8 protein-coding genes and 1 pseudogene are annotated in these 12,468 nt (G+C 36.8%); 5 read left to right on the forward strand and 4 right to left on the reverse strand.

Annotated features, from left to right (window positions below):
* Positions 1-111 (forward strand): annotated as a pseudogene (locus tag GO685_RS01030) (IS982 family transposase); the annotation flags it as partial.
* 53 nt (positions 112-164) lie between these two features.
* Here GO685_RS01030 and ligA read toward each other — a convergent pair.
* Positions 165-2,186 (reverse strand): NAD-dependent DNA ligase LigA, encoded by a 2,022-nt coding sequence (gene ligA, locus GO685_RS01035; protein ID WP_175937177.1) that lies wholly within the window; start codon positions 2,184-2,186, stop codon positions 165-167.
* Positions 2,187-2,398: 212 nt separating this feature from the next.
* On the opposite strand from ligA, the gene surE reads away from it, so the two are divergent.
* Positions 2,399-3,151 carry a 5'/3'-nucleotidase SurE gene (gene surE, locus GO685_RS01040; protein WP_175937178.1) on the forward strand — a complete coding sequence of 251 codons (753 nt, stop codon included), beginning with the start codon at positions 2,399-2,401 and terminating at the stop codon, positions 3,149-3,151.
* A gap of 129 nt (positions 3,152-3,280) precedes the next feature.
* Here surE and GO685_RS01045 read toward each other — a convergent pair whose 3' ends face one another.
* Together GO685_RS01045 and GO685_RS01050 are read right to left on the reverse strand one after the other, a co-directional pair.
* Positions 3,281-3,421, reverse strand: a complete 141-nt coding sequence (locus GO685_RS01045; protein ID WP_175937179.1) for a hypothetical protein — start codon at positions 3,419-3,421, stop codon at positions 3,281-3,283.
* Between the two features lie 773 nt (positions 3,422-4,194).
* Positions 4,195-5,367: an NADH-quinone oxidoreductase subunit D gene (locus tag GO685_RS01050; RefSeq protein ID WP_175937180.1), complete on the reverse strand. Its 1,173-nt coding sequence runs from the start codon at positions 5,365-5,367 to the stop codon at positions 4,195-4,197.
* A 375-nt stretch (positions 5,368-5,742) separates the two neighbouring features.
* Between GO685_RS01050 and GO685_RS01055 the strand changes: the two genes are divergently transcribed.
* From GO685_RS01055 to GO685_RS01065, 3 genes are read left to right on the forward strand one after another with little or no spacing between them, the layout of a single operon-like run.
* Positions 5,743-10,443, forward strand: a complete 4,701-nt coding sequence (locus GO685_RS01055; protein ID WP_175937181.1) for an NAD-glutamate dehydrogenase — start codon at positions 5,743-5,745, stop codon at positions 10,441-10,443.
* A gap of 5 nt (positions 10,444-10,448) precedes the next feature.
* Complete coding sequence (gene tatB, locus GO685_RS01060; protein WP_175937182.1) at positions 10,449-10,745, forward strand: Sec-independent protein translocase subunit TatB; 297 nt, start codon at positions 10,449-10,451, stop codon at positions 10,743-10,745.
* Positions 10,717-12,093: a PleD family two-component system response regulator gene (locus GO685_RS01065; RefSeq protein WP_175937183.1), complete on the forward strand. Its 1,377-nt coding sequence runs from the start codon at positions 10,717-10,719 to the stop codon at positions 12,091-12,093. The genes tatB and GO685_RS01065 overlap by 29 nt, the downstream gene beginning before the upstream one ends.
* A gap of 113 nt (positions 12,094-12,206) precedes the next feature.
* Here GO685_RS01065 and GO685_RS01070 read toward each other — a convergent pair.
* On the reverse strand, positions 12,207-12,468 hold a 262-nt coding region (locus tag GO685_RS01070), incomplete at its 5' end, for a transposase (RefSeq protein WP_175937184.1).

Raw genomic sequence — 12,468 nt, forward strand, 5'->3', positions numbered from 1 at the left:
ACTCGCCATAGATCTCCTATTAACTTTTTAGTTCACATTTTTTCTACGCTTATTTCATATTCTTTACAACGCAAAAAACCTTCCATTTCCAGCTCTTTCTTTATCAGCTAATCCATAGTTAGCGTTAAAAAGGCATCTCAAAAGTATGGTCATTTAGACATTTCCTAATTTATCATTTTGTGCCACTGCTCTTCATCTAAAATTTCTATGCCTAATTCTACTGCCTTTTTATATTTGGATCCTGGATCTTCTCCTGCAATTAGGTAGTCAGTTTTAGCAGAAAGATTTGAGCTGATTTTTGCTCCTAGAACCTTGGCTTTCACTTTTGCTTCCCCTCTACTCATAGTAAGTAGTTTGCCGGTAAACACTATAACTTTATTATTCAAAATAGAATCGCTAGAGTTGGAGCTGACAGGCAGAATTTGAAGATAATCAGTAAGATCCTTCAACATTTTGATGTTGTGTTCCTTAGAAAAAAACGATTCCAAAGATTTAGCCACTTTTTCTCCTATGCCATCTATACCTACTAGCTCATCACTAAAAGATTTATTCTCTGCACCGTCTATCTCAGCATCATCTGATAACAGTTTGATCATCGAGCTATACCAGTTATCATAAGAGACATAATAATTTGCAAGCAATGCTGCTGCAACTTGGCCAATAAATCTAATACCCAAAGAAAATATAAACCTATCTAGAGTTATTACCTTTCTGCTTTGTATAGCATTTAATAAATTAGTTATTGATTTCTCGCCCCAGCCAGACTGTTCTTCCAGATTAAATTCATTTAATTTTTCTCCTAAGGTAAAAATATCTGGGATTTGCTTTACCAAGTCAAGGTCATAAAAAAACTTTATCTGCTTTTCACCAAGGCCAACAATGTCAAGTGCATCTTTCGATACAAAATGCTTCAGTTTTTCTATTATTTGAGCTCTGCAGGTAAATTCCTTAGGGCACCTTATTGCCGCCCCCTCAATCTGTACTTCACTATCGCATTCAGGGCATACTTCAGGAAATACAAATTCAGGTGCATCCGTATGACGAGAGCCTTTATCTACTCTAACAATCTGAGGAATTACATCTCCTGCCCTTTTGATTGTTACAACATCTCCTTCCCTTATGTCTTTACGTTTTATCTCACCTTGGTTATGCAGACTTGCTCTACTAACTAGCACTCCGCCAATATTGACTGGCACTAAATCTGCAACAGGAGTTAAAACCCCTGTTCTACCTACTTGTATAAATATCTTGTTTAGCTTTGTTTTTGCATAAACCGCAGAGAATTTGTACGCAAGTGCTGAGCGTGGTGCTTTATGAGTGCTTCCTAGACGATCTTGCAGCACCAAATCATTGACTTTGTAAACTATTCCATCAATATCACAGTCCAAGTTATAGCGAAGGTCATAGATCTCATTATAGAACTTCAGCATTCCATTCAAACTGCTTGTTAAGAACCGATGCTCATTTACGCAAAAGCCAAGTTCCTCAAGTCTCTCTAGTACTTCACTTTGGCTTTTTTCCGTTCCACCAATCAAAGAATAAGCAAAATATCTAAGTGGTCTACTCGCCGTAACGTTCGCATCCAACTGCTTCAGAGAACCAGCAGCCGCATTTCTAGGATTGGCAAACTCATTGTTTTCATTTAACTTTAAAAAGTCGCTGTTGCTAATATATATTTCCCCCCTTACTTCTAGCCTTCCTTGCACACCTTGCAAAAATTTAGGGAAGCCTTTTATTGTTGCTACGTTGTAGGTGACATCTTCTCCTATAAAACCGTCGCCTCGAGTTGCAGCTTTAACAAACCTTCCATCCTCATAAATTGCAGAAAACGATAGTCCATCAATTTTTAGCTCACATAATATTTCTATTTCATCCTCAATTAAAAACCTCTTTACTTTAGATAAAAACCTCTCCACACCTTCTTCATCATAAGCATTTTCAAGAGAAAGCATGGGTTCTTGATGCTCCACTTTGGAAAATCCCTCATCGGGTGCAGCACCAACACTATCTTGTGTTGCATGAATTTCTGGAAGTTGTTCCTTTATCTCAGTTAACTTTCGCTTTAGCTCATCATATTTAGCATCAGTGATTTCCGGCTTGTTTTTTTGGTGGTATAAGACATCATGATAATCTATCTGCATTTGCAATTTAGCAAGTTCTCGTCTCAAATTTTTCAAGTTAATCATATACAATTATCTCCCAACATTGGAACTAGTGCACAAATATGGAATCATATTAATTTTTTCGTCAAGCTATGAATTTTAATGCATAGTAGAGGTAAAGTACTAGAAAATCAATAGAGGCTGCAGATGATTGAAAGTAGGTAAGAGCGATATATTTATTTGCAAACAGTGACCAGAATTATTTATCATAACTTTTGAGCTATATAAAATTTCATATGATAATATTGATAACAAATGATGATGGTTTTGAAAGTGAAGGAATAAAATTACTCAAAGAGGTTGCACAAAATTTTGCATCAGAAATATGGGTAGTGGCACCAGATACTGATAGAAGTGGAGCAGCAAGATCTCTTGACTACCCAATCAGTCAATCTATTAGAGTAAACCAGCATGGTAAAAAGGAATTCAGTGTGTCTGGTACTCCTGCAGATTGTGTTATTGTTGCGCTGAATAAGATCATGGATAAAAAGCCAGATTTAATATTATCTGGAGTAAATGTTGGATCAAACGTTGGAGACGATGTTTGTTATTCAGGAACAATTGGTGCTGTTATGGAAGGCGCTGCAAGATCTATACCTTCTATTGCACTAAGCCAAGTATATCATAACGGGATAAACTGGCACAATACAAAGGTTTTTGCACCAAAGGTTATTGCTAAACTAGTTGAAATTGGCTGGCCTAAAAATATAGCGATGAGTGTAAATCTTCCTGCTGTGGAAAAAGTAAAAGGAATAGAGTTTGTTGAGCAAGGTGAATATAACATTGATGGAGATTTAACCTTTACTGAAAATTCAGATGGCTCTTTAAGTTTAAACTGGTCTCGAGAACACTCAGGTAGTGGTAGTGTAGGTAAAATCAAAGAAGGATTTATCACTATCACACCAATAAAATTAGATTTTACAGATTATAATACGTTGAATACTATGAAAAATTCTCACGCAGACAAATTTTTTTCCATAGTTAATTGAAAAAACGTTTGCAAATCTTTTATTGGCCGAATAATATGTGGCTATTAGACATAATACCTACTGTTTCGCACCTTTTTAGGTGCGAATTGAGGTTGTGAGCAGGTACAATTTATTCTAAAACTTTGATATCTATTTAGAAACGTGGTTAATTTGTAAATACTGAAGCAAAAATGGTGTCATGTAAGTGCCTCCTTTTCTTGTCATTCCAGCGCTTCCTTTCTTGTCATCCCAGTGCTCGACACTGGGATCCAGCCTTTCCATAATCATCAAAAACGTTGTATTTTAACATAAAACAGCTACTTTTATACTCACCAACTTAATAAAATTCCTGGATGCCAGTGTCAGCTACTTGCATGACACCCTAGTGTTAGGCTCAAATCACAATGTTCGTACAGTTGTGCGTCACGCGCTGGAATGACAAGTCTATGGGTGCATCCAAGTGTCCTCTTCTTGCATCCAAGCGCCTTCTTTTCTTGTCATCCAAGTAGCTGACACTTGCATCCAGGATACTACTTTAGTAATAAATATTTAAGAAATTTACTAAACAGAGAAAAAAAGCAAAAGAAGCCCTGGTCAATATCCGCTCAAAAATATTGGCATCTTTTTGGCCTTAAGCGCTGCAATTTAGCTGCTTTTAAACTACAACTAACCTTGACTTAAGCGTTAAGAAATTTACTAAGCAGAAAAAAAGGCAAAAGAAATCCTGTGGTAGAAGTTGCTCACTCTCTAATCCTGCAAATTGGTGTACTATACTGTCTTGAACGACTTATAAGCGCGTTTTAGCTTATATAGGCAAAAACCCAGAAGCCTAGGTGAAATTAATAAAGACATGAGGTGCACATAGTGCAAAAAATTAAACATAAGACGCCGACCGTGATACTTTCGTCGTTTAATCTGTACAGATTGAAGCTAAATGAATAGCTTCAGTGTCACAATAACAGGGTTGGTGAAGGTTGTCAAGTAGTTTTTTCGCATATGCCAAAAGCCGATTTGTTATGCAATAGATCTATTATACTTCCAGCTGCTACCAAACGAGCTATAGCTTACCTATCAATCTCACCAAAAACTATATCGAGCGAACCAATAATTGCTGCAATGTCAGCAAGCATGTGTCCTTTTGACATGAAATCCAAAGCTTGCAAATGCGCAAAACCAGGTGCTCTTATTCTGCACCTATAGGGCATATTAGTGCCATCTGAAACTATATATACCCCAAACTCACCTTTTGGTGCTTCAACTGCAGCATAAGCTTCACCTTCTGGCACACGATACCCTTCTGAATAAAGCTTAAAATGGTGAATGAGAGCCTCCATGGACGTTTTCATCTCTGCTCTTGGCGGCGGAGAAATCTTTCTATCTTCAGTTTTTACTGGTCCTGCGGGCATTTTTTCTATGCACTGCTTTACCAAACTAATAGATTGCCTAATCTCCGCCATCCTGACTAAATAACGGTCATAACAGTCGCCATTTTGGCCGATTGGTATATCAAAATCCAGTTGGTCGTATATCTCGTATGGCTGGCTTTTTCGCAAATCCCAAGCAAGCCCAGCAGCACGCAGCATTGGTCCACTAAAACCCCAGTCAAGCGCCTGTTCAATCGATATTTCACTGATTCCTACAGTACGTTGTTTCCATATCCTATTTTCTGTCAAAAGTTCGTCGACATCGTCTATATACTGCGGAAATTGCTCTATGAACTTTGCGATATCCTCAATTAAACCTTCTGGAATATCTGCCGTCACTCCACCTGGCCTAATATAAGCTGCATGAAACCTTGCACCCGAAGCTCTTTCGTAGAATGCCAATATTTTTTCTCTTTCTTCAAAGAGCCATAGAAGAGGAGTCATCGCTCCAACATCCAGTGCTTGAGAAGAGATATTGAGCAAGTGATTTAGTATTCTGGTCAGCTCACAAAACAAAACACGCAAATACTTTGCTCTGACCGGCACTTCGCATTGCAACAATTTCTCTACACACAGCGAATATGCGTGCTCTTGCGACATTGGTGATACGTAGTCAAGACGATCAAAATACGGCAAAGCTTGGAGATACGTTTTGTGCTCTATTAATTTTTCAGTGCCACGGTGCAAAAGCCCAATATGGGGATCTGCTCTTTCAATCACTTCACCATCCATTTCCAATACAAGACGCAACACCCCATGTGCCGCTGGGTGCTGAGGTCCAAAATTCAACATCATTGTTTTTAAATCTGGCATATCTGATAACTTAAAATATTGAAATTACATAGACTAAAGTGCATTAAAAGTCAATCAGAAACCTAAGTTATATAATTGACATTGGTTGCGAAATTATGCAATAACAAAGGATTATAATAATTTGAAGGAGAAAGTTCATGCCTGATCAAAAAAAAGTTTGCATCATATGTGGCGATAACTATAGGGTCTATAGGACCTTAGCTGGGTATTATGTATCGCTTTAGCACTATTGTAGGGGAGTTCCACACTCTCGTTCAGGAGTGCTTGTGGTACGTAAGTAATGCGATGAAAGGTGATGAGCTAATAATGTGTGCTTTTAGTAATGAAATCTTAGTTAAAAGGGTTTAAATTCGCTATGTATTTTGGTTGCAAAAAATGTGTGTAGAGCATAATGTCGACACTGAGTCTTTATTTAAGTTGATTAATCAAGAAAATCAAGAAGAAAAGGAAAAAATCAAAGAGTTTATTAAGTACTTTTATAATTTCGTCTATAACAGCGACCTAAAGATCAATGATAAATTTCTTCTGTACATTGCAGAAGACGCATACAACTTCATCCTTAAAAAAGAGAAAGAAGAAAGTAAGTTAATGGTAAGTAATGTAAATGATGTACCAGGAATAGAAGGCAATTTTACTATAATTAAAGTAGCAAATGACGACATGCCTTTTCTAGTTGACTCTATTATTGCCACCATTAAGTCGCATAATTTAACTATATGCTATTACAGCAACAGCATAATTAACATCCAAAGAAAAAGTGGCCTTATTAATGAGATTTGCCATTTAGAAGATGATAATGGTGTCAAGGAGTCGGTGATATATGTGGTTATTAAAGGCATAAGTGACAGTTTTGTTGATACGCTAAAAGAGTCTCTACACAGAACACTGAAAGCAGTTAATTGCGTTGTGAAAGATTGGCGCCTGATGCTGCAAAAGCTTGATGAGGTAAGTCTTTCTGTCATCCCAGCACTTGATACTGGGATCCAGGAAAAAGATTTTCTAGCTTGGTTGAAGAATAACAACTTTGTATTTTTAGGTTATCAAGAATGCATTCCTGATGAAGATGGGAAGTTCGTTCCAAGTGGTAAGGAAAATCTTGGTTTAATGAGAGCAAGTGAAGAGTATCAAAATGTATTGGTTCCCTGTGTAGACATTGATCATTTATACATATTAAGGTCAGATCTGATTTCAATAGTTCATCAGCGTACGTACATGAATTGTATAGGAGTGAGAGAATTTAATGATCAGGGTAACGTGATAAAGGAACGGCGTTTTTTTGGATTGTTTACTTCTATAGCTGAAGTTCAAGATATTCGAACTATTCCGGTAATAAAGGATAAAATTGAAATAATAGAGAAAAGGGCAGGGTTCATACCTGGTGGCCACAACAATAAGGCTTTAGTTTCCATCTTGCAAGCATTCTCTTGTGATGAATTATTCCAGTCCAATGAAGATGAGTTGTTTAAAATTTGTACTTCGATCATGTCTCTTGCAATTAGGCCAAGAGTCAAATTGTTTTTAAGACAGGTGGGGGACTTTATTAGTTGCATAGTGTTGATACCGATGCGTTATGCTAGTACCAGGTTAATGTTCAAGGTACGCGACATATTGAAGGATGAGATAAATGCAAAAGGTGCAGATATTTATAACCACCACATTATAAACGAATATGACTTGATGAAATTGCATGTGGTGCTAAAGGCTGAAGGTGCGAGTGTTCTTGATGATGAAGTTCTGTGTATCGAAAACAAATTGAGAAACATTACAGAAAAATGGGAAGATCGTTTTATAGATAACCTATATAATACCTTCGGTACTGTTGAGGATGTATTCATCCGTTATTGCAAGGAATTCTCGATAAGCTATCAAGAAAGTTTCGAGCCTAACGACGCATATTACGATATGAAGAAATTGGAGATAGTAAGGAAAAAGAAAGTGAGTGAGGTTGATTTAAGACTTACTTGTGACAATCTTAATTATCAATTAAAGGTTTACACTCCGAGCAATGGCGGCCTTGAATTATCAAAGATATTGAGAATTACTAAGAATTTGGGGGCAAAGATCCTATCTCATAATGGTTATTATATAGAAATCAACGGTGGAATATGGATACACCATTTTGTGTTGTCAAGGGTTGATGAATTAATAGACAACATTACTCTGAAAGAGCAGTTTGAGATAACGCTTGCAAAAGTGTTTAGAGGAGAAATTAAAAATGACTATTTCAACAGTTTGATCATTATTGCCGGGCTGGAGTGGAAAGAGGTGCTTCTGATTAGGAAGCTAAGTGCTTACCTGAAGCAAACGTCATTTAAATACAACCCAGAATACGTTCAAAAAGTAGTTTCAGAGTATCCAAAGATAGTGAAGTATTTGATACAATTATTTCATGCAAGATTTGATCCTAGTATAGATATTGATAGAGCAGAAACTACAGACATCTTCAGAGAGAAAATTGAGGAGCTTTTAAAAGAGATCAGCAATGTTTCACATGATTACGTTATACGTTCGATATTTAACTTGATAATGGCCATTTTAAGGACCAGCTATTATCAAGATGATAAACCATATTTATCTACAAAATTTGATTCAAGTAAAATAAATGGCTTGCCTGATCCGCGTTCATATCGTGAATTGTACGTGTATTCGAACCTTTTTGAGGGAATACACTTAAGAGGAGGAAAACTAGCGCGTGGTGGTTTAAGGTGGTCAGATAGGACAGAAGATTTTCGCACTGAAGTTTTGGGGCTCATGAAAGCTCAGATGACGAAAAACGCGGTTATAGTCCCTGTTGGTGCAAAGGGTGGGTTTATAATAAAGAAAGTTTATAGAGATAAAAATATCTTAAGAGAGAAAGGTGTTGAGTGCTATAAGAATTTTATTAGAGGAATGCTTGATATTACTGATAATGTAGTTGATGGTAAAATAATTCCACCAGAAAATGTGATTAGGTATGACGCAGATGATCCATACTTAGTAGTTGCGGCAGATAAAGGCACTGCTTCATTTTCTGATTATGCCAACCAAATAGCCTCTGAGTATAATTTTTGGCTTGGCGATGCATTTGCATCTGGTGGATCGGCAGGTTATGACCACAAAAAGATGGGTATTACAGCAAGAGGTGCGTGGATTGCAGCACAAAGGCATTTTTGGAGAATGAATAGGGATATTTATCAAGATGTAACTGTTATTGGAATTGGAGATATGGCTGGCGATCTGTTTGGGAACGGCATGCTGCTTTCAAAAAATATGCGTTTAATCGGCGCATTTAACCATATGCATATTTTTGTTGACCCGAGTCCTGATGCAGAAAAGAGTTTTGTAGAGCGTAAACGTCTCTTTGAGTTGCCATTTTCAACTTGGATGGATTATAGCAAAGATTTGATTTCTGAAGGTGGTGGGGTATTTGAGCGCAGCAGCAAGCAAGTAGACATTTCTCAAGAAATAAAAAAATGCTTTGATATAACTGAGGATATATTATCTCCAAATGACTTGATCCGATATCTGTTGAAAGCAAGAGTGGATTTTATATGGAATGGAGGAATTGGCACGTTTGTTAAAGCGAGAAGTGAAAGCCATGATATGGTCGGTGACAAAGTAAATGATGAGTTAAGAGTGAATGGCGAGGATATTAGAGCTTCTATGTTCATAGAGGGTGGTAATCTCGGTTGCACGCAGCTTGGAAGAATAGAGTATGCAGAGAAGGGTGGATATATCAATGCAGATTTTGTTGATAATTCGGCAGGAGTAATATGTTCTGATTTGGAAGTTAACATCAAAATTGCGTTTGTTTCGATTATGAAAGGAGGGGGCGTTTCCTTAGAAAAAAGGAATGAAATACTGGCTAGTATGGTAGACGAAGTTGCATCTAAGGTACTTGAAGATCATAATAGAATTGAAACAAAAGCATTACTCCTTGAGTGCTTGCAAGCTAAGGAAAGGTTAGAGCAGCATCACAGATTATTACTCAGCTTGGAGAGATCTGGGTTGTTGAACCGAAGTGTGGAATTTCTTCCAGCTGATGAGGAAATAGCGAGAATGTTGACTGGAGCAGGAGGCTTTAGTTCTCCTCAGCTTTCTGTCCTGATGTCTTACGCTAGAACAGCAATAGAAAATGAAATTATACTTTCCAGCTTGCCTGAAAAAGATTCCTTGTGTCGTGATTACTTGCTAAACTACTTTCCACAAAAAATGGTAACAGAGTTCAAGGATTACATATTAAAACACCAACTTCGCAGAGAAATTATCTCCACTTGCATTGCAAACGACATAGTGAATAGGATGGGGTGTATATTTATTAATAATCTAGTTGAAAATACTGGAATCAAAGTGCATGAAGCAGTTAATGTGTATATTGTTGTTAATCGTCTATATAGTTTAAATAACCTGTGGCAGAAAATTGATGAATTGGATGGCAAGATTGATGTTAACTCATACTTGCAAATAGTGAGAAATGTGCAAAAGTTTATCGGTAGAGTATCATTTTGGTTAGTAAAAAATCTCAGCAAACTCGGCTCTGTAGAGCTGGATGATGTCACAAAATTTAAGGATGCAATTGAGACTTTAGGCCAGAACCTAACTGATGTTTTAGATGAACATCTATTGAAGGTCTATCACCATGGATCTGCTTCTTTAGTGGAGCTTAATATAAATAAAGATCTAGCAAAAAAGGTTGCTGACCTGTGTATTTTGGCCTATGCACTAGACGTTATATCCATTTCTGAGCAGGCATCTTTACCTATTCTTGACACTGGTAAAATATACTTTAAATTAAAGTCGCTACTAAGATTTGATCTAATTAGAACAATTGCTATCAAGATGAAAAGTCATTCTTCTTATTGGGACCGCAGCTTAATTAATGATTTATTGGATGATTTAAGCAATGATCATTATAAGCTAGCTGTCAAAGTTTTAAAATCCACCGGCAACCGTGAAGATAAAGTTCAAACCTGGGCTTGTAATGATAGAGATTGCATAGAACGTTATAATAGTTTCTTAGATGAGATGGTTGCTTCTAAGCTTGATTTAAGTAAATTAATATTTATAATAAGAAGAATTAAAGTACTTGCCTCGTAGGAAAAATGTTCAACATAGGTCTTTCAGAAATTTTAGTCGTAGCACTAGTGAGTATAGTTGTTCTTGATAAGAATAAGATACCTGCGTTTATTGACCTTATTAAGAATATATATAGGTATTTTATGATTGCAAAGTCGAGAGTTAGGAAATTGTTAAAAGATGCCGGAATTGAAGATTTGTATAAAGAGTATAGTGTCGAGAAGGTAAATTATATAGTTGGTAAAGATGGTAAGTTTTATCCTAGTTACAATATAGATAATACATCTAAAGGCAATGACAGCGAAGATTCTGGTAGTAGATGATGTACTATCTAATGTTAAGCTTTTAGAAGCTCGACTAAAAGCAGAGTACTATACAGTTATCGTAGCTCATGATGGTAAAGAAGCTATAGATTTGGTAGCAAAGCAGCAGCCAGATATTATATTACTCGATATCATGATGCCGAAAATAAATGGCTTTGAAGTTTGTAAGAGCCTAAAGAGTGATCCTTTAACAACCCATATTCCAATAATTATGGTGACTGCGCTGCATGACACTCACGATAGAGTGCAGGGCATTAATGCTGGTGCAGATGACTTTCTAACTAAACCAATAGATGAAACTGCTCTGTCTGCGAGAATCAAGTCCCTCACACGCTTGAAGATGGTAATAGATGAGTTGCGTTTGAGAGGAGAAACTAACGCTGAAATTGGTGGGGTAGCAGTAAGCAGTATTATGGATTATTCCAACCAGATTTTTGATGCTAACATACTTGTTGTGGATGAGGATGTCTTTCAAGCGGAACAGATATATAATGTACTGAGTCAACGTTTTGGTTCAATTAAAGTGTTGAATGATCCAACTGAGGCACTGAAGATTGGTATTGAGGATAACTACGACCTGATTATTTCTGACATGCAATTTTCGCAAACTGATGGCCTACGTTTGTGTTCTGAGTTTCGCAGTAAAGTGGAAACACGTTACACGCCAATTCTGATTCTCTCTGAAGATTATGATAAAAACAATTTAGTAAAAGCGCTTAACGTGGGTGCTAACGATTACTTAACAGTACCATTGGACGAGAGTGAGTTAATGGCAAGAGTTAATTTACAAGTGAAACGTAAGAGGTATCAAGACGCCTTGAGAATGAACTTGTTCAATAATGCAGAAATGTCTATAAAGGATCCGCTAACTAACTGTTATAACAGAAGATATTTTGATGCGCACTTGAAAAACATCGTTAAGGATTCTGTAGAGAAGGACAGAAGATTATCTCTTATGATACTTGATATAGACTATTTTAAGGTAGTAAATGACGATTTTGGGCATAGCGCTGGGGATGAGCTTTTAAAGCAAATGCAGAAGAGAATTTCTGAAAATATCAGAGTGACGGATTTGCTAGCTAGGTTTGGTGGTGAGGAATTTGTTATTGTAATGCCAGATACCAATATATCAGACGCATACGCTGTTGCAGAGAGGATACGTGAAATTATTGCCACAAAACCTTTTGTGCTCTCAGGCGAGAACACAACTCATAGTGTGACTGTGAGCATTGGAATTGCAAAAATGCAAAAATCTGATCTTGATAACATTAAAAAATTTATAGTACGCGCTGACAGATACCTATATAAAGCAAAAAATAGTGGCAGAAATAGAGTAGTTACTGGCTAACTCAGAGTATAACGGTATAAAAATTACCATCAATTCAAACTCACAATTTCAAAAAAAGTTGTTGCATACAGGAAATATCTATATTGTAGGCACTAGTCTCTGTGAACAAAATTTTAGAGAAGCCATATGAGAGAACCAACGAAGTTTAAAAAACCCATAAAAACCTCAGCAGTCTTGTCAAATCGAGAAAAAACACGTCTAAAGTTCTTGATTTTTCCAAAGAAGCATTCAATCAAATGCCGCTCTTTATAAAGATGCTTGTCGTAGTCTCTCTTCACTTTTCGATTCCTCTTTGGCGGAATCACAGCTTTGCACTTTCTGTTCTCAAGGCTGGCTACAAAAGCATCGCTGTCATAGCCCTTATCAGCTACTACA

The organism is Wolbachia endosymbiont of Madathamugadia hiepei, from assembly GCF_013366855.1.
Lineage (GTDB): Bacteria > Pseudomonadota > Alphaproteobacteria > Rickettsiales > Anaplasmataceae > Wolbachia.